The following is a 17,331-nucleotide window of genomic DNA, read 5'->3' as shown; positions in this document are numbered from 1 at the left end:
GGCGCCGCCCCCCCGCGCTGCCCCCCCTCCCTCCCCCCCGCGCGGCGGGCGCCGCCCCCCCCCCCCCCCCCCCACGGCGGCTCGCGCGAGGGCCACGGGTCCGGGGTCCCCGGACCGGGGGTCAGCGCTCGTAGACGCCGGTCAGCCGGCCGCGGCCGAGGACGGGCCCGGCGACGGTGGGCAGGAGGGTGCGGGGACGGGCCCGCTCCGGTGACGTGCCGTCAGGGGTGGCGCCGACGGGAGCGGCGAGGGCGAACAGCTGGAAGACGTAACGGTGCGGCCCATGGCCCTTGATGGGCCCGGGGCCGCGGTACCCGCGCCCGACGGTGCCGCGCAACGCCTGTACTCCGGGGGCCGGTTGCCGTGCGCGGAGCGCGCCGGGGTCCAGGTGCCCCGCCGCCGGGTCGACGAGGGCGACGCAGTGCACGGCGGGCTTGGCCAGGGGGACGTCGATGTCCTCGACGACCAGGAGGAGTTGGGCGGTGCCGGCCGGCGGCGCGGTCCAGGCCAGGTGCGGGGACAGGTCGGCGCCGCCCACGCGCTTCTCGCAGTGCTCCAGCGCCATGGCGCCGCCCTCGTCGAAGTCCCGGCTGGTCAGGGCCAGTTCGTCAGGGCCTTGCAGGTTGGGCAGGTGCCACGCCAGGTGCGCGTCCCCCGCCCTGCGGTTCTTCAGCAGCCCGCCGAGCAGTGTCATCGTGCCGCCCCGATCATCCGGACCGCCGCGACGGCGGCGGTGGCGCCGCCGCCGGGTGCGGACGTGCGGTGGTGCGTCGTCTGTGCCATGGCTGTCTCTCCTGGGGAGGTCGGCTGGTTTCCGTCGGCGTCAGATGTTCCGGGCCAGTCGCTCCAGCAGCGCGGCGGCCGCTGCGAGCTGATCCAGCTCAGCGGGGGTGAACATACCGCTGGTCAGGGCCTGGGCGATGAGTTCGGTCCGCGCGTTGCGCTTGTCCCGCAGCGCCTGCCGGCCGGCGTCGGTGACCGTGAGCACGGCGCGCCTGCCGTCGTCCGGGTCCGGACGGCGTTCGACCAGGCCGCGGGTGTGCAGGGCGCCGATCGTCGTCCCCATCGCCTGGGCGGTGATCTGCACCTCCCGGGCGAGCGCGGAGGAGGTGGTGGGGCCCGAGCGCTCCAGGTGCGACAGGGCGCTGCGCTCGGGCATGGTGAGTTCGCCGGCGGCGGGCACTTGTCGCACCCGTCGCAGCAGCACGCTGAAGCTCGCCAGCAGGACTGCGGCGACCTCGCCGGCATCCGGTTCGTCGGCCATATACTCAACCTAACTTATCAACAGCCTTGAGCAAATTCGGCTCCCGAGTCCCGTCCCGCCCGGGCCCCCGCTCCCGGCTCGCGACTCCAAGGCGCCCGCCCTCTGCGCCGCCCCCTCCGCCGCCCCCTCGCCACCCCCGTACGCCCGGCGCACAGCGCCCGCGGCGGCAAGCGGGGCTTCATCCGGGAACCAGACGGGCATGACCATGGCAACGATGTCCTCCCGACGTCCTTGCCCACGTCCTTCCCCCCACGGAGGTCCGTATGAGGCTGCGTTCGGCCTTGTCCGCCCTGTTGCTCCTCGTCAGCTGCGTACTCGCGGCCACCGCCGCGGCCGGCGGCCCCGCCGCAGCCGCCACGGCACCGCATCGCACGACCGCACCCGCCACCGCCACCGCCACCGCCACCGCCACCGCCGCACCAACCGTCACCGAGCACACGGTCACCCTGGTCAACGACACCGGGCAGACCATCTGGATCGGCAGCAACGTCAACGCCGACGGCTCCGCGCAGCTCACCGGACTGCCCACGCTCGACACCGGCCAGTCCGCCACCGTCGCCATCCCGGAGGACACCGGCGCCGGCCACTGGCGCGGCAAGTTCTTCGCCCGCGAGGGGTGTTCGGGAGCCGACGGCAGCACGTTCCACTGCGTACTCGGTGACTGCGGTGCTTCGGTGGGCAGTTGCACCGCCGGCGAACAGCCGGTCAGCCTCGCCGAGTTCAACTTCGACCCGTCCGACAGCCTGGCGCCCTGGTACAACGTCAGCTACGTCAACGCCTTCTCGGTGCCGGTCACCATCAGCCCCGACGGTGTCGCCCCGCCGCCGGACGGCGGGGCCTGCGCCCCGGAGGGCTGCCCGGACGACCTGCTGCCGTACTGCCCGCCCGACGACCTGACCACCGACGCGGGGACCGGCCTCGCGCTGTGCGTCAACCCCGACCGCGACGCGCAGACCCCGTACAGCGACGCGATCGGCGGGCACTGCCCCTGGGCCTACGCCTGGTCGAAGGCCGACACCGTCCCGGGCAACAAGGTGGTGCGCGACTGCACGTCATGCAGCGGCTTCACCGTCACCTTCCACTGAGAGGACGTCGCCGTGACCACTTCGCGAAGCCTCGGCCGCGTCCCCGCCCGCCTGCTGCCCGTGGTCGTCGCCCTGGCCGTACTGGCCGTGCTCACCGTGCTCGGCCGCACCCCCGCGGCCGGCGCCGACGCGCACAAGGGCGTGAGCGTCACCCCGGTCGACGGCGCCTCGCAGGCGCTCGCCGACGTCGGGGCCGGCTGGTACTACGACTGGAGCACCACGCCCGGCGCCGTGACGGGGCCGGCCGGCACCGAGTTCGTGCCGATGATCTGGGGTGCGGCCGACGTCAACGCCACCGCCCTCGCCCAGGCCGCCCAGCAGGGCACCGAACTGCTCGGCTTCAACGAACCCGACCTGGCCGGCCAGGCGGCCATGTCCCCCGACCAGGCGCTCGACCTGTGGCCGCAGTTGGAGGCGACCGGGCTGCGGCTCGGCGCCCCGGCGGTGGCGTACGGCGGCGACACCCCGGGCGGCTGGCTGGACCAGTTCATGTCGGGCGCGGCGGCCCGCGGCTACCGCGTCGACTTCATCCCGCTGCACTGGTACGGCGGCGACTTCTCGTCGGCGGCCGCGGACGAGCTGCGCGGCTACCTCCAGGCGGTGTACGACCGCTACCACAAGCCGATCTGGCTCACCGAGTACGCCCTCACCGACTTCTCCGGCAGCACGCCGCGCTACCCGACCGCCCAGCAGCAGACCGACTTCGTCACCTCCTCCACGGCCATGCTCGACAGCCTGCCGTTCGTCGAGCGCTACGCCTGGTTCACCCTGTCCACCGCGACCAGCCCCACCGGCCTGTACGACGGCACCGTGCCCAACTCCTCGGGCGTGGCCTACCGCGCGGCGAGCTGACCACCGGCCACCGGACCACCGGACCCGACCAGCGGACCCGACCGCCTGCCCCCGACCGCCTCCCCGCCGGACGCGCGACCTCCCCCGGGGAGGCGGCCGGGGACCGCGGGGTGAGTGCGTCCGGTGGTGTCAGAGGTGGTCCGGGAACGGGCGAAACGCGGTGGGACGAGGGTGTGTTCGCCGTTATGACCTGGCTTGACATACCTCCGGTCACACCGACACGATGCGTCATGATCCCGGGTCCGGGGCTGCCCGGCGTATTCCGTTCCCCGGCGCACGACGCCCGCGCACATCGGTGCGGCGCACGCCGGAGCAGATCTCCCTCGTGTGCGACCACGGGTCGCCGAGCACGAGGGAGGGGTGCTTTCTCATGTCAAGACGCACCAGAACATGGCAGATAGCCGTGGCCGCGACCGCGGTCGCGGCCGCCACGGCAGTGGGTGCCGGACCGGCGTCCGCACACGGCGGGCAGTCGACGTATCCGGCGCAGCACAAGGGACCGGGCGGCACGCCCACCCCTGACGGCAAGTGCGTGTTCACCGTCGAGGGCAAGACGTGGACGCCCGGCAAGGGCCTGGCCTCGATCAAGCCGTCGAGCGACGGCAGGATCAGCATCGGCGTGACCGCCGACGGCGGCACCTGCACGGTCTCGCTCGCGGTCTACCTCGCGCAGGGCCCGGACTTCGCGTCCTCCGGCCAGCAGGTGCTCACCGACTTCTCCACGGTGACCGTGCAGCGCCACAAGAAGGGCACGCTCACCGTGTCCGCGCCCGCCACGGGCTGCTTCGCGCAGATCGACCTGTACAAGGGCAGCACCGAGTACGACGGCAAGACCGGCGCGGGCCACGGCCCGGCGCCACACGGCCCGAACGGGTCGGTGATCGGCTCCGACCTGCTCGCCTCGTGGAACGGGCCGACCGGTGGCAAGGACTGCACCACCACCGAGCCCACCACTCCCCCGGTGTCGCCGTCCCCTTCGGACAGCGCCACGCCGACGGACACGCCGACCGGCACCCCCACGGACACCCCGACCGGCACGCCGTCGGGCAGCCCGACGGACACCTCCTCCGCCACGCCGAGCGACACGGCGAGCGCCACCGCCACCGCCACGAGCAGCGCGCCGGCCGTCGGTGACACCGACTCCCCGTCGCCGTCCGCGACCGGTTCGCTCGCGCACACCGGCAGCAGCGGCAACACCGGGCTGTTCGCCACGCTCGCCGTGGTGCTGGTCGCCCTCGGTGGTGCGGTGACCTTCGTGGTACGCCGCCGCGGCACCGGCCGCGCGCACTGACACAGCGTCAGGCGGAGCCGTCGCAGCTGACGGCGCCGTAGCGCCGTAGCGCCACAGGGGCCCGGATGCGGAAGTCCGCATCCGGGCCCCTGTCCGTGCCCGCGGGCGGCGTCGGAGGACGCGCCGGGCGGGCCGTGGGCGAGGCGACGCCGGTCAGTGGCCCGAGGTGGCCTTCAGCCCGACCACCGACGCGACCAGCAGGCAGACGAAGAAGATCCGCGCGGCCGAGATCGGCTCGCCGAGCAGCAGCATGCCGACCACCGCGGCGCCGGCCGCGCCGATGCCGACCCAGACGCCGTAGGCGGTGCCGATCGGAAGGGTTTTCGCCGCCTGCGAGAGCAGCAGCATGCTCGCCACGATGCCGGCCCCGGTGAGCAGGCTCGGCCCGAGCCGGGTGAAACCGTCGGTGTACTTCATGCCGATCGACCAGGCGACCTCGAGCAGACCGGCGACAATGATCAGGACCCATGCCATGACGGCACCTCCGCGGGTTGGTGACTACGGGGGTGCGCCGTCTTTGCAGGGTCCCGGTACGGCGCGCTCGTCGGGGCGAACACCTCAACCGTAGCAAATCGCGGCGCCGCGGCAGCCGTGCGGCCGAAGTGGTGACCGGAGTCACCACACCACCTCGGCGGCCGAGAGATCCGATGTCAGGGCACCGGTCGGCCGGATTTCGCCACCACACGGGACATCCGTCCGCGAGTCATCCGAACTTTCGCCGCCCGCAAGGGGATTGGCGTGGACCAGGGCGCGGACTTACAGTCCAGGCGTCCGCCGTCGCACCTCCACGGAGCAGGCATCCCGCCCGCCCCTCCCCCCTCAGGAGTTCCCATGCAACGACGCGTACCGGCCCGCCGGCGAGCGGCGGTCCTCACGGCCGTCCTGCTCGCCGCCGGGTTGTCCGTCCCGGCGCTGTCCTCCGGCGCGTCGGCAGCGACGCCGACCGCATCCGAGCCCGCAGCCGCATCCGCAGCCGCATCCGCATCCGCATCCGCATCCGCATCCGCATCCGCATCCGCACCCGTATCCGGGTCCGCACCGCACTCCGCCCCCGCGCGCACGACCGCTCCGGCCGCCGACGCCGGAGGCTGGACCGGGAGCTGGTCGGTGTCCCCGCAGAGCGGCGGCCCGTCGTACGGCCAGCAGACGCTCCGGCAGATCGTGCACACCAGCATCGGCGGCAGCGCGGCCCGTATCCGGATCTCCAACGCCTTCGGGTCGGCGCCGCTGACCGTCTCCGACGTGCATGTGGCGCGGCGCACCTCGGGCTCGTCGGTGGACACCGGCACGGATCGGGTGGTGGACTTCGGCGGGCAGCCGACGGTGACGATCCCGGCGGGCGGCACGGCGGTCAGCGACTCGGTGGCGTTCACGGTGTCCGCGCTGTCGGACGTGGCGGTCAGCTTCTACCTGCCGAACGCGACCGGCTCGGCGACCTACCACCAGCAGGGCACCCAGACCAACTACCTGGCGGGCGGCGACGTCAGCGCCGACGCGACGCTCAACGGCGCCTCGACGAGCGGCAGTTACGCGTTCCTGACCAACCTGGACGTGCAGAACTCCGCGGCCGCGGGCGCGGTGGTCACGCTCGGCGCGTCGATCACCGACGGGGTGGCCTCGGCCCAGGACGACAACCGCCGCTGGCCCAACGACCTCGCGCAGCGGCTGTCGGGCAGCGGCCGTACGGTCGGCGTGCTCAACCAGGGCATCAGCGGCAACAAGCTGCTCAGCGACGGCGCCGGGCAGAGCGCGCTCAACCGCTTCGACCGGGACGTGGTCGGCCAGCCCGGAGTGCGCTGGGTGATCTTCTCCGACGACCCGATCAACGATGTCGGGGTGGCGAACCCGCCCACCGGCGACCAGTTGATCGCCGCGCTCCAGCAGCTCATCTCGCGCGCGCACCAGGCCGGCATCTCCTTCCTGTGCTCGACGCTCACCCCGTTCCAGGGGTCGGGCGGCTGGTCGCAGGCCGGCGAGGACTCCCGGGACGCGGTCAACGCCTTCATCCGCGGCGCGGGCAGCGGGTGCGACGCCGTGGTCGACCAGGACGCCGCGACCCACGACCCGGCGAACCCGGAGCGCTACCTGCCGTCGTACGACGCGGGCGACCATCTCCACCCGAACGAGGCCGGGTTGCAGGCCATCGCCGACGCCGTCGACCTGTCGCTCTTCGACGGCTCCGGCAACCAGCCGTCCGCGGGCGTGGTGAGCCTGCGGTCGCATGCCGACGGCGACTACGTCACGGCCGCCAACGCCGGTGCGGCACCGCTGATCGCGAGCGCCACGGCGATCGGGACGTGGGAGCAGTTCGACGAACTCGACCTTGGCGGCGGCGACATCGCGCTGCGCGCGCACGCGAACGGGCTGATCGTGACCGCGGACGACGCCGGCGCCGACCCGCTGATCGCCAACCGTACGGCGGTCGGCGGATGGGAGACCTTCCAGCTGGTGCACAACGGCGACGGCAGCGTCAGCCTGCTGGCGCGGGCCGACGGCGACTACGTGACGGCGGAGGACGCGGGCGCGGCGCCGCTGATCGCGAACCGCACGGCGATCGGGCCGTGGGAGGAGTTCGACCTGATCACGTCGTAGCCGGGCGGGGCCGGAGCGAGCGGCGGGGCGAGGCCGGGGCCGGAGCGAGCGGCGGGGCGAGGCCGGGGCCGGAGCGAGCGGCGGGGCGAGGCCGGGGCCGGTGCGAGGGGCGCGGTCACCCCGCGGGCGAAGGGGCCTGCGCGGAAGGCGAGTCGGGCCCGGACGAAGGGGCCGGCGCGGGCGGCGAATCGGGCGCGGTAGCCGGCGGGAGCGGAATCCAGCGGTGCGACCAGGCGATGACCGCCTCCAGCACCGGCTCCAACTCCCGTCCCTTGTCGGTGAGGTGGTACTCGACCGGGGCCGGGCCGCTCGCCCCGGCCCGGCGTTCGAGCACGCCGTGCTCCTCCAGGGTGCGCAGCCGCTGGGCGAGCATGGTGTCGCTCAGCCCCGGCACGGCCGCCCGGATGTGTGCGAAGCGGTGCTGGCCGGTGAACACGGCGCGCAGGATGGCGCCGGTCCACCGGCCCCCGATCAGCTCGATGGCGGCGTGGAACCGCTCGCACACCCGGTGGATCTCGATCGCTGCCGCGTGGTCCTGGGACGCCATCGGGGACCCCCGTCTCCGTAGTGCGCGCCGCGGGCGGGCGGGCGGCCCGCGCGCGGCGCTGTCGGTGCGGTGTTACGCGCCCTGCCGGGATTCTGCCAGAGCGGGCCGCAGCGGGCGCAGCGCCGCCTCGACCCTGACCAGCTCGTCCAGCATCGCCTTGGACGACGCGAGCATGGTCTCGTTCGGCTGGACCTGCTCCTCCTCGTCGATGAACTGCCGGACGAAGGGGATGCTGACGCCCTCGAAGACCGGCGTCATCTTCAGGGTCGTCACGACCTGCTTGATCATCTGGACCGCGCGGGTGCCCGCGGAGACCCCGCCGTAGCTGACGAAGCCGACCGGCTTGTAGAGCCACTCGTTGTGCAGGTAGTCGATGGCGTTCTTCAGCTCGGCGTTGTAGCCGTAGTTGTACTCCGGCATCACGAAGACCAGAGCGTCCACGCCGGCGACCCGGGCGCTCCAGTCGCGGGTGTGCTGGTGGGTGTACTGGCCGAGCCGCGGGTGGTTCGGCTCGTTCATGAAGGGCAGCGCGATCTCGGCGAGGTCGATCAGGTCGATCTCGTCGAAGCCGCCGTGCGTACGCGCCTCCCCCTCGAACCACTGGGCGATCGGCAGACCCAGCCGTCCCGGCCTGGTGCTCGCCACAATGATCCCGAGCTTCGACATCGCGTCTCCTTCTGCGTGCTGCGTTTCGGTGTTTCCGCGGTTCCAGCGGTACGCCGGGCCGATCCGCCCGGCGCACTAAGAATACCTTAGTGGATTCTCCTCGCGGCTCCGGCCTGCCCCGAACAGCGTGAATACCGCATTCATCGCATAATTCCCTCAGTGCGTCCCCCACGTGCCGGAGGTAGCCATGGCCACCACGGCCCCGCCTCCGGGCGAGCCGGACCGCAAGGGCGGCGGGTCCCGGCGGGCGCGGGCGCGCGAGGGCGGACGCCGGCGCGGGCGCTGGTCGGCGTTGCGGGTGCGGACGCTGGCCGCGCGCCGGGCGGCCGAGCAGCGCTTCCCCGTACTGACCGAGCTGACCGCGCGCCTGCTGTCGGTGAACCTGCTGGACGCGGCCACCCGCCTGGCGGCGCAGCTCTTCCTCACCGCCGTGCCGTTCATGTTCGTGGCGGCCGCCTTCACCCCGCAGTCCGTCCGCACCCACATCGTCGACTCCGCGCAGGACCTCTTCGGGCTGAACGGAAGCGCCCAGCGCCAGCTCGAACAGCTCTACCGCCCGGACAGCGCCGACACCGACACCGAGCGGCAGACCACCGGGGCGATCGGTGCGCTGGTCGCGCTGCTGGCCGCGACCGCCAGCAGCCGGGCGATGGCCCGGGTCTGCGAACGCGCCTGGCTGCTGCCGCGCTCGGCGGCGCGGGTGGTGGTGTGGCGCTGGTTCGCCTGGATCGTGGCCTGGGTGGCGGTGCTCGTCCTGCAAGGGCCGCTGCGCGACGGGCTGGGCGCGGGGCCGTGGCTCGGGGTGCCGCTGATCTTCCTCGCCGACCTCGCGGTCTGGTGGTGGACCCAGCACCTCCTGCTCGGCGCCCGCCTGCCCTGGCTGCCGCTGCTGCCGGGGGCGGTCCTCACCGCCGCCGCGATGACCGCTCTCTCGGTCACGGCCCGCGTCTACATGCCGATCGCGCTCAACCGCAGCCTCGCCACCTACGGCCCGCTCGGCTCGGTCTTCACCCTCCTGTCCTGGCTGATCGCGATCTGCGTCACCCTGACCTTCACCATCACCGCGGGCGCCGTCCTGGCCACCGAGCCCCCGCTCTCCCGTTTCCTCCCCGCCGTGCCGCGCCCGGCCTCGGCTCCGGGCCGGTCCGGGGCGCCCCCGCGCACCTGAACCCGCACCTGAACCCGCACCCGAGTCCGTACCCGAGTCCGTACCCGCCCGGAGAAAGCAGTTGTCCTCCGCCCCGGTCTCCCTGAACGATCCCGGTGTGACCCTGTTGTTCCTGACCGTCGGCCTGCCCGGAGCCGGCAAGACCACGCGGGCCCGGGAGCTGGCCGCACAGCACGGCGCGCTGCGGCTGACGCCCGACGAGTGGATGATCCCGCTCTTCGGCGAGTCCGACGCGGGCGGCAAGCGCGACGTGCTGGAGGGACGGCTGCTCTCCCTCGCCCTGCAGGCGCTGCGGCTGGGCACCCACGTGATCCTGGACTTCGGCTGCTGGTCGCGCGACGAGCGGTCCGCGATCCGCTGGCTGGCGAGGTCCGCGGGCGCCACCTGCCACCTCGTGTACGCGCCGGTGGACCTCGACACCCAACGCGCCCGGATCGCCCACCGCCAGGCGACCACCCCGGACGAGACCTTCCCCATGACCGAAGCGGACCTCCTCCGCTGGCGGGCCGCCTTCCAGGAGCCCACCCCCGCCGAGCTCACCGGACACGACCTCGACCCTCCCCCTCCCCCCTGGCCCACCTGGCACGCCTGGTCCACCGACCGTTGGCCCTCCTTCACCTGACGAAGACGCCGGCGCCCGCGCTACGTGAAATCGGAGTGGGCGAGGTGGACGCCGCACACCCGGCAGCGGAAGAGGTACGCGGTCGGCTGCCCGTCGCGGTCCAGCGCGGCGAGGTACCTCGCGATGTCCTCGACGGCCCAGCCCCAGTTCGCGATCTCACCGCGCAGGAAGGCCGACGCGTCCGGGTACGCGGCGAGTTCGGCCGCGCCGACCGCGCCGAGGAACGCGGCACCGTCGCCGCAGTGGAAGTACCAGCGGGGGTCCTGCCACGCGCTGTACCCGGGCGTGTGGCGGTCCACCCTCAGCAGGACCTCCAGCGGCACGTCGTCGCCGATCGGGTCACCGATGAAGTGGGCGTCGTACCGGCGCGCGGCGCTGCCGTCCGCCACGCACCAGGGGCAGATCCGGCCGGCCAGGTCGGCCTCGGCGTGGACCGGACCGCGGTAGAGGTACCCGCGGGCCCGCCCGCAGCAGACGCAGGTCCGGTCCGCGGCGGCGACCGAGCCGGTCGCCACGGGGTCGGGGTGGTAGGGGAAGTGGGGCAGCGGCTCCGTCACGGGCGTGACCGTACCGGCTCCCCCGCGCGGCGCGCACGCCGGCCGCATGATCGAATGGGGGTCCCGTCGTCCCGAGCCGCCCTGGAGGGAAGCCGTGCCGGAGCAGCCCGTACGCACCCGCGTGTCGGCCTACGCCATCGCCCGCACCGACGGGCAACTGCTGCTCACCCGGCTCTCCGACGCCTCACCGGTGTTCGAGTCCGGGTCGTGGCATCTGCCCGGCGGCGGCATCGACCCCGGCGAGCAGCCGGCCGAGGCGCTCGCCCGGGAGCTGCGGGAGGAGACCGGCCTCGAACTGCTCGACGCCCGCCTGCTGGAGGCCCGGACGTACACCGCGCACCGGCTCGGCGTGAGCTGGCACCTGGTCGGGCTCTTCCACCTCGTCCGCCTGGCGCCGGGCCCGCTCACCGTCACCGAGCAGGACGGCTCCACCAGCGCGGCCCGCTGGATACCGCTGTCCGAGCTGGCCGAGCCGTCGGGTCCGCGGCTCTCCCCGGCCACCGCGGACGCTCTGCGCATGCTCGCCTGACCGGCGGCGCCGGGCGATCCGGACGGCGGCGCCGGGCGATCCGGGCAGCGGCGCCGGGCGCACGTCCGTTCGGCGCCCGCGGAGTTGCCGTCACGTGAGCACGCGGCAAACGCCTGTGCGAGCGGACTTTCACGCCGCTGAAAGTTGCCGGCGTCCGCGCCCCATCACCGCAGCTCCGCGACCGGCCAACTGGACTGGACCACAGAGGATTTCCCCAACCCCTTTACGCGACAGGGTCGTTCATGCGTCACTCGTGGCGCGTTCACCACGAGCACCTCACCCGCACCACACCACCCCGACCGGCGATCTCCCGCGGTCACCTGTGAGGCCAGGGCTACGCGAGTAGACCCGCTCCTCGGACGAGCACGAGCTCACCACGCACCCGCACGCTCCCCCCACCCCAACGTGCCTGGAGGAAAGCCTTGTTCTCCCGAAACCGCAACGCCCGGGCTGTGCCGCGGAGACTGATGACGGCAGCCGTCCTCACCGCCGGCCTGGCGCTGGCCGCGACGATGTCGACGACGGGCCCGGCCGCCGCCGCGCCCGCGCCGTCGGGCAGCACCATCCCGCTCGGCCACGGCTACATGGGCGTCGGCTACGTCCAGGACAGCAAGGACTTCAAGCCGGACCCGCAGCACCTCCAGCTCAACGCCCAGGGCATCATGGCCCCGGCCGCGGCGTACCCCGAGGGGATCGACGTCTCGCACTACCAGGGGTCGATCAACTGGTCCTCGGTGAAGGCCGCGGGCATCCAGTTCGCCTACATCAAGGCCACCGAGGGCACCACGTACACCGACCCGAACTTCAGCGCCAACTACCTGAACGCCTACAACGCCAAGGTGATCCGGGGCGCCTACCACTTCGCGCACCCGGACCTCTCCAGCGGCGCGACGCAGGCCACCTACTTCGCCACCCACGGCGGCGCCTGGTCGGCGGACAACCTGACGCTGCCCGGGATGCTGGACCTGGAGGGCGGCTGCTACGGCCTGTCGGCGGCCTCGATGCAGTCGTGGATTCTCGACTTCTACAACACCTACAAGGCGAAGACGAGCCGCGACGTCGTCATCTACACCAGCGCGAGCTGGTGGAACAGCTGCACCGGCGGCTGGACCGGCATGTCCGCCAGGAGCCCGCTGAACGTGGCGTACTGGACGACCGGGTCGAGCCCCACCATCCCGAGCGGCTTCCCGTTCTGGACGTTCTGGCAGTACAGCGACTCCGGTTCGATCAGCGGCATCTCGGGCGCGGTGGACCGCGACCGGTTCAGCGCCGACAGCTCCCGACTGCTGGCACTGGCCAACAACACGCCCTGACCGGGTAGTTCGAGGCCCCGCGCCCGGACGGCGAACCGCCCACGTCGGCGTCGCGGTCCGGGCGCGTCCTCATGCCGCCCGGGCGCGTCCAGGGCGCCGCGCGAACAGGCCGCGGGGCGTGCCGGGCCAGGAGCGCGGCGACCTGCGGCGGGACGGCTTGCTGCTTACCGCGTCTGACCGGTCAACGAGGCGTTCAGCTCGGCGAGTTGGCGGGCGAAGATGCGGGCGCCGCCCTGGGCGGGGTGGCGTACGGCGACCGCGGGCACGCCGTTGCGGGCGAGCGCGGCCTCGGCCTTGCGGCCGACGGCGACGAAGGTGGTGATCGCGAACGCCTCGGCGAGGGCGAGCGCGACCGGAGCGCCCGCGGCGACCTCGGCCGCCCGCGGGGTGCGGTTGCTCTCCGGGCGCCCCGGCTCGTGCGGGTGGTGCGGGTAGATCGGCCAGAACAGCGGCAGCGCCCCGCGCCACGAGGCCATCGCGCCCCACACCACCGCCGAGGACGCCTCCCAGCCGAACGCCGGGTCCCGCGGCACCCGGAAGCCGTCGCCGTCCGGGTCCCCCGTGATCGGCCCGGGCCGGGCGGTGAGCTGGCGGACGCTCGTGAACGAGATGCCGCTGATCGTGTGGCCGCGGTAGCCGGGCGCCTCGCCGATCAGCATGACGCCGGGCCGGTTCCGGGCGATCAACTCCAGGTAGCGGCGCAGGTTGTCCGTCCGCAGCCGGCCCGCCTCGTCCGCGCCGTAGAGGAACTCCGCGTCGTCGGGCGCGGGCAGTTGCCGCAGCAGCGACCAGAACCTCGCCGTGTCGACCCCGCTCACCGCGACCACCCCGTAGCTCTGTCCATATGCGTACCCGTACCCGTACCGGTCCTGGCGTCCGAAGCCTGACCCGGACCCCGACCGCCCGCCGCCCGGTCCCCCTCGCACCTCGGCACACCCGCCACCCCCGCACCGTATCGCCTCCGCGGGGCCCGGGTACGGCGGGCTGGCAGGCGGGGAGCGCGCGGGCTGCTTAGGATGCTGATACGTTGCGCCGTCGGCCCGACGGCCGCTACGGGCAGGACTCGGATGACGTGGGAGGGCCGGTTTTGGCTGCTGGTCCGGGTGGTGGGCGCGAGGCGCCGGAGCGCGAGCAGGCCCGGCTGCGCGGGCTGGCCGAGGCGGGACTGACCGCCCGGTCGGACCCCGACATGGACCGCTTCGCGCGGATGGTCGCGCGCCTGCTGGACGTGCCCGTCGCCCTGGTGTCCCTGCTGGAGCCCGAGCGGCAGGTCTTCCCCGGCATGGTGGGGCTCGGCGATCCGTGGGCGAGCTGCCGGGAGACACCGCTGACGCACTCGCTGTGCCAGTACGTGGTGGCGTCGCGGGAGCCGCTGGTGCTGGCCGACGTGCGGGCGGACGACCTGACCCGCGACAGCCTGGCCATCCCCGACATGGGCCTGGTCGCGTACGCCGGCATGCCGCTCACCGACGCCCGGGGCAACGTCCTGGGGTCGCTGTGCGCGATCGACTCCGTGGTCCGCGAGTGGACCGGGCGGGAGGTCCAGGACCTCTCCGACCTGACCGAGGCGTGCTCGGCGGAGCTGCGGCTGCGGATCGCCAACCGCCAGGGCGAGGAGGCCCGCGCGGCCGCGGACGAGGCCCGCCGGGCGGCCGAGCAGGTGCTGGCCGGCGCGGAGCTGCAACTGCGCGCGGCCGAGGAACTGACCGGCACCGTCAGCCTGCTCGACGTGCGCCGCAAAGTGCGCGAACTGGTCTCCGGCCTGCTCAAGCCCAGCTACGTGGGCCTGGTGCTCCTCGACGAGGGGGAGCTGCGCCGGGTCCCCGACCCCGACACCGCGCACGCCGTGGAGACCCTGTTCGAACGGTACGGCCCGCAGGACGCGTTCCCCACCGCGCGGGCGTTGCGGGAGCGACGCACCGTGACCGTGCCCGACCGCGCCCACCTCGTCGAGTGGTACAGCGCCGAGGCCGTCGCCGCCTACGACTCGCTGGGGCTCCAGTCCGCGGTGTGCGTGCCGCTGCCCGCCGTACGCGGGCCACTGGGCGTGCTGGTGACGGGCTGGGCCGAGCCGCACCGCACCGACCTGACCGAGTACGCGGCGCTGAACGCGGTGGCCGGCTACACCGCCCAGGCGGTGGAACGCGCGGTGTTCCTGGACGATCGGATCGACGTCGCCCACCAGCTCCAGCAGGCCATGCTCACCACCCTGCCCGAGGTGGACGGCCTGGACATGGCGGCGGTCTACCTGCCTGCGGTCTCCGGGGAGATGGTCGGCGGCGACTGGTACGACGCGATCCCGCTGAGCGTGGCCCCGCAGGCGCTCGCGTCCCTGTCCGAGCCCCTTTCCTCGGCGGTGCCTTCGGCCGTTTCCGGGCCCGGCCCGGTCGCGGCGGCCCCCGCGTTGGCCGCCGGCAGCACCCTCGCGATCACCGTCGGCGACATCACCGGCCACGACATCCACGCCGCCGCCGTCATGGGCCAGGTCCGCAGCATGCTGCGCCAGGCCGCGCTCGACCACCCCGGGCAGGGCCCCGCCGCGGTCGTGGCGGCCCTGGAACGGGCGGTGGCGCACCTGCCGCTGGAGGCCGGCGGCACCCTAATCCACGCGCACCTGCGCCGGCAGGGCCCGGCCTGGCACGTGAGCTGGACCAACGCGGGCCACCCGCCACCGCTGCTGCTGCACGCGGATGGCCGGGTCGAGGAGCTGACCGTCCACGACGCGCTCTTCCACCACGCCCTCACCCCGCCCGACCGCGCCGACCAGCACCTACGCCTCGACCCCGGCGCGACCCTCCTGCTGTACACCGACGGCCTGGTCGAGCACCGCCGGGCGAACATCGACGACGGCATCGCCCGCGCGGCGGCCTCGCTGCTCGCCCACCGCGGGATGCCGCTCCCGGAACTCCTCTCCCGCCTCACCCGCGAGGTCGCCGGTCCCCATAACAGCGACGACATCGTGCTCATGGCGCTGCGGCCGGCCGCTCAGGCAGCGCCGCCCACAGCAGGAACGCGAGCAGGCTGATCCCCGCGCCCAGCGCGCACACGGCCGTCCAGCCCGCCGCCGCGTAGAGCGTGGTCGCGGCGACGGCGCCCGAGGCGCTGCCGATCGAGTAGAAGACCATGTAGCCGCCGATCAGCCGGCTCCCCGCCTCCGGGTGCAGCGCGTAGATCAGCGTCTGGTTGGTGACGTGCACCGCCTGGACGGCGAGGTCGAGGACGATCACGCCGACGGCCAGCGCCCACAGCGAGTGCCGGGTGAAGGCCAGGGGCAGCCAGGAGACGGTGAGCAGGGCCAGCCCGATACCGGTGGTGCGCCGGGAGTGGCCGCGGTCGTTGAGCCGGCCGGCGCCGGTGGCGGCGAGCGCGCCCGCGGCCCCGGCCAGCCCGAACGCCCCGATCGCGGTGTGGGACAAGGAGAGCGGGGGTGCGCTGAGCGGCAGCGCGACGCTGCTCCACAGCGTGCTGAAGGCGGCGAAGATCAGCAGGGCGAGCAGGGCCCGTACCCGTAGAAGGCGCTCGCGTGCGAACAACTGAACGGTGGAGCGCAGCAGTTGACCGTACCCGCCGGCCCTCGGCGCGGTCTTGTTCCGGGACGGCAGCAGGCGGTGGAGGGTCAGGGCGAGCAGGCCGGTGAGGGCCGCCGAGCAGAGGTAGACCGAGCGCCAGCCGGCGAGGTCGGCCAGCAGGCCGGAGACGGAGCGGGCGAACAGGATGCCGGTGACCACGCCGCTGGTCACCAGGCCGACGACCTTGCCGCGTTCCTCGGGCGCGGCCAGCGACGCGGCGAAGGCCACCAGCGTCTGGGTGACCACCGCGAGCAGCCCCACGGAGGTCAGGCCCACCAGCAGCAGCGCGGCGTTCCCGGCGGTGCCGACGGCGGTCAACGCCGCTGCCAGCAGCAGGAGTTGGGCGACGACGAGGCGTCTGCGGTCGAGCAGGTCACCCAGCGGCACCAGGAAGAACAGCCCGAGCCCGTAGCCGACTTGGGTCAGCGTCACGATCGCGCCGACCGTCGCCGTGCCGATCGAGAAGTCGCGGCCGAGCGTCACCAGGAGCGGCTGGGCGAAGTAGACGTTGGCCACCGCGGTGCCGCAGGCCACGGCGAAGAGCAGGGTGAGCCCCCTGGAGAGCCTGAATCCGGACGTCCCCGTGCTCGGCGCCGCGCGCGCTCCCGTGCCCGCGCCGCCCGTGCCCGTGCCCGCGACCTCGGCTTCGCCCGCGGTATCGATCGCGGTTTCGGCCTCGCCCGCCATGACCCTGTGATCGCGTCCCACGCGCAGCCCCTCACATCCGGTTTCATCTTGCTACCAGATGGACGGTAGCCGTAGCTGGTAGCATGTTGCAACCGGACATGAGGAGGAGGGCACGCCATGGTGGAGCGGACCCGCTTCGACGACAGCGACTGCCCCGTCGCGCGGTCGGTCGACGCCATCGGCGACTGGTGGTCGCTGCTGATCGTGCGGGACGCCTTCGACGGCAGCCGCCGCTTCGGGGAGTTCCAGCGCAGCCTCGGCGTGGCGAAGAACATCCTCACCACACGCCTGCGCACCCTGGTCGCCGCCGGCGTCCTCGACACCGCGCCCGCCTCGGACGGCAGCGCCTACCACGAGTACGTACTGACCCCGAAGGGACGGGGCCTCTTCCCCGTCGTCGTCGCCCTGCGGCAGTGGGGCGAGCAGAACCTCTTCGCCCCGGGCGAGCCCCACTCCGAGCTTCTCGACCGCCGGCAGGGCCGCCCCTTGCGCGCCCTGGAGGTCCACGCCGCGGACGGACGGCGCCTCACCCCCGACGACACCACCGTCCACAAACTCGACTGACCGCCCCACCCCGCGACTCCGGCGG

Annotated in this window: 18 protein-coding genes and 1 riboswitch; of the genes, 10 read left to right on the top strand and 8 right to left on the bottom strand. The window is 73.7% G+C overall.

Features of this window, described 5'->3' with window-relative positions; translation table 11 throughout:
* Positions 1-121 precede the first annotated feature (121 nt).
* Positions 122-694: a YbhB/YbcL family Raf kinase inhibitor-like protein gene (locus tag AB0399_RS27190; protein WP_329361652.1), complete on the bottom strand. Its 573-nt coding sequence runs from the start codon at positions 692-694 to the stop codon at positions 122-124.
* Positions 695-823: 129 nt separating this feature from the next.
* Entirely contained in the window at positions 824-1,264 is a 441-nt protein-coding gene (locus AB0399_RS27185) for a MarR family transcriptional regulator (protein ID WP_366413138.1), read from the bottom strand.
* 263 nt (positions 1,265-1,527) lie between these two features.
* On the opposite strand from AB0399_RS27185, the gene AB0399_RS27180 reads away from it, so the two are divergent.
* The 3 genes from AB0399_RS27180 to AB0399_RS27170 all read left to right on the top strand — a co-directional run bounded on the left by AB0399_RS27180 (position 1,528) and on the right by AB0399_RS27170 (position 4,492).
* Entirely contained in the window at positions 1,528-2,349 is an 822-nt protein-coding gene (locus AB0399_RS27180) for a thaumatin family protein (protein WP_366413137.1), read from the top strand.
* A 12-nt stretch (positions 2,350-2,361) separates the two neighbouring features.
* Positions 2,362-3,201, top strand: coding sequence for a glycoside hydrolase family protein (locus AB0399_RS27175; protein ID WP_366413136.1), 840 nt, complete (start codon positions 2,362-2,364; stop codon positions 3,199-3,201).
* A 370-nt stretch (positions 3,202-3,571) separates the two neighbouring features.
* Positions 3,572-4,492, top strand: coding sequence for an LAETG motif-containing sortase-dependent surface protein (locus AB0399_RS27170; RefSeq protein WP_366413135.1), 921 nt, complete (start codon positions 3,572-3,574; stop codon positions 4,490-4,492).
* Between the two features lie 153 nt (positions 4,493-4,645).
* Here the strand turns inward: AB0399_RS27170 and AB0399_RS27165 are convergent, their stop codons facing one another.
* Positions 4,646-4,966, bottom strand: coding sequence for a multidrug efflux SMR transporter (locus AB0399_RS27165; protein WP_328473093.1), 321 nt, complete (start codon positions 4,964-4,966; stop codon positions 4,646-4,648).
* Positions 4,967-4,997: 31 nt separating this feature from the next.
* Positions 4,998-5,061, bottom strand: a riboswitch (guanidine-III (ykkC-III) riboswitch).
* Positions 5,062-5,599: 538 nt separating this feature from the next.
* On the opposite strand from AB0399_RS27165, the gene AB0399_RS27160 reads away from it, so the two are divergent.
* On the top strand, positions 5,600-7,084 hold the full coding sequence (locus AB0399_RS27160; protein ID WP_366413134.1) for a GDSL-type esterase/lipase family protein: 1,485 nt from the start codon (positions 5,600-5,602) through the stop codon (positions 7,082-7,084).
* A gap of 115 nt (positions 7,085-7,199) precedes the next feature.
* Here AB0399_RS27160 and AB0399_RS27155 read toward each other — a convergent pair whose 3' ends face one another.
* Positions 7,200-7,631: a helix-turn-helix domain-containing protein gene (locus AB0399_RS27155; protein WP_328473089.1), complete on the bottom strand. Its 432-nt coding sequence runs from the start codon at positions 7,629-7,631 to the stop codon at positions 7,200-7,202.
* 72 nt (positions 7,632-7,703) lie between these two features.
* A complete protein-coding gene (locus AB0399_RS27150) occupies positions 7,704-8,297 on the bottom strand; it encodes an NAD(P)H-dependent oxidoreductase (RefSeq protein WP_328473086.1) in 594 nt (197 codons plus the stop codon).
* A 187-nt stretch (positions 8,298-8,484) separates the two neighbouring features.
* Between AB0399_RS27150 and AB0399_RS27145 the strand changes: the two genes are divergently transcribed.
* Positions 8,485-9,465 (top strand): ribonuclease BN, encoded by a 981-nt coding sequence (locus AB0399_RS27145; RefSeq protein WP_366413133.1) that lies wholly within the window; start codon positions 8,485-8,487, stop codon positions 9,463-9,465.
* A gap of 97 nt (positions 9,466-9,562) precedes the next feature.
* Positions 9,563-10,087, top strand: a complete 525-nt coding sequence (locus AB0399_RS27140; protein ID WP_329361667.1) for an ATP-binding protein — start codon at positions 9,563-9,565, stop codon at positions 10,085-10,087.
* A 20-nt stretch (positions 10,088-10,107) separates the two neighbouring features.
* On the opposite strand, the gene AB0399_RS27135 is transcribed toward AB0399_RS27140, so the two are convergent.
* Positions 10,108-10,644, bottom strand: coding sequence for a CbrC family protein (locus tag AB0399_RS27135; RefSeq protein ID WP_366413132.1), 537 nt, complete (start codon positions 10,642-10,644; stop codon positions 10,108-10,110).
* Between the two features lie 94 nt (positions 10,645-10,738).
* Between AB0399_RS27135 and AB0399_RS27130 the strand changes: the two genes are divergently transcribed.
* Positions 10,739-11,173, top strand: a complete 435-nt coding sequence (locus AB0399_RS27130; protein ID WP_366413131.1) for an NUDIX domain-containing protein — start codon at positions 10,739-10,741, stop codon at positions 11,171-11,173.
* Between the two features lie 467 nt (positions 11,174-11,640).
* Complete coding sequence (locus AB0399_RS27125; protein WP_329361673.1) at positions 11,641-12,486, top strand: GH25 family lysozyme; 846 nt, start codon at positions 11,641-11,643, stop codon at positions 12,484-12,486.
* Between the two features lie 164 nt (positions 12,487-12,650).
* Here AB0399_RS27125 and AB0399_RS27120 read toward each other — a convergent pair whose 3' ends face one another.
* The gene (locus AB0399_RS27120; protein WP_366413130.1) at positions 12,651-13,304 is read right to left on the bottom strand and encodes a uracil-DNA glycosylase; all 654 of its coding nucleotides are present in this window, start codon (positions 13,302-13,304) and stop codon (positions 12,651-12,653) included.
* 269 nt (positions 13,305-13,573) lie between these two features.
* Here AB0399_RS27120 and AB0399_RS27115 point away from each other — a divergent pair, with 269 nt between their 5' ends.
* A complete protein-coding gene (locus AB0399_RS27115; protein ID WP_366413129.1) occupies positions 13,574-15,511 on the top strand; it encodes a SpoIIE family protein phosphatase in 1,938 nt (645 codons plus the stop codon).
* On the opposite strand, the gene AB0399_RS27110 is transcribed toward AB0399_RS27115, so the two are convergent.
* Complete coding sequence (locus AB0399_RS27110) at positions 15,450-16,763, bottom strand: MFS transporter (RefSeq protein WP_366413128.1); 1,314 nt, start codon at positions 16,761-16,763, stop codon at positions 15,450-15,452. The two genes, AB0399_RS27115 and AB0399_RS27110, sit on opposite strands and share 62 nt — an antisense overlap.
* Positions 16,764-16,859: 96 nt before the next feature.
* Between AB0399_RS27110 and AB0399_RS27105 the strand changes: the two genes are divergently transcribed.
* Complete coding sequence (locus AB0399_RS27105; RefSeq protein ID WP_366413127.1) at positions 16,860-17,306, top strand: helix-turn-helix domain-containing protein; 447 nt, start codon at positions 16,860-16,862, stop codon at positions 17,304-17,306.
* Positions 17,307-17,331 lie beyond the last annotated feature (25 nt).

The organism is Streptomyces sp. NPDC088194 (assembly GCF_040702025.1).
In the GTDB taxonomy this organism is placed as follows: Bacteria; Actinomycetota; Actinomycetes; order Streptomycetales; family Streptomycetaceae; genus Actinacidiphila.
Note: the sequence above shows the minus strand (reverse complement) of the source record. Positions and strands in the feature narration are given on the sequence as shown.

Coding starts and splice junctions, on each gene's coding strand:
- AB0399_RS27190 (WP_329361652.1), bottom strand. CDS start 694: ATGACACTGCTCGGCGGGCTGCTGAAGAACCGCAGGGCGGGGGACGCG.
- AB0399_RS27185 (WP_366413138.1), bottom strand. CDS start 1,264: ATGGCCGACGAACCGGATGCCGGCGAGGTCGCCGCAGTCCTGCTGGCG.
- AB0399_RS27180 (WP_366413137.1), top strand. CDS start 1,528: ATGAGGCTGCGTTCGGCCTTGTCCGCCCTGTTGCTCCTCGTCAGCTGC.
- AB0399_RS27170 (WP_366413135.1), top strand. CDS start 3,572: ATGTCAAGACGCACCAGAACATGGCAGATAGCCGTGGCCGCGACCGCG.
- AB0399_RS27165 (WP_328473093.1), bottom strand. CDS start 4,966: ATGGCATGGGTCCTGATCATTGTCGCCGGTCTGCTCGAGGTCGCCTGG.
- AB0399_RS27155 (WP_328473089.1), bottom strand. CDS start 7,631: ATGGCGTCCCAGGACCACGCGGCAGCGATCGAGATCCACCGGGTGTGC.
- AB0399_RS27150 (WP_328473086.1), bottom strand. CDS start 8,297: ATGTCGAAGCTCGGGATCATTGTGGCGAGCACCAGGCCGGGACGGCTG.
- AB0399_RS27145 (WP_366413133.1), top strand. CDS start 8,485: ATGGCCACCACGGCCCCGCCTCCGGGCGAGCCGGACCGCAAGGGCGGC.
- AB0399_RS27125 (WP_329361673.1), top strand. CDS start 11,641: ATGACGGCAGCCGTCCTCACCGCCGGCCTGGCGCTGGCCGCGACGATG.
- AB0399_RS27105 (WP_366413127.1), top strand. CDS start 16,860: ATGGTGGAGCGGACCCGCTTCGACGACAGCGACTGCCCCGTCGCGCGG.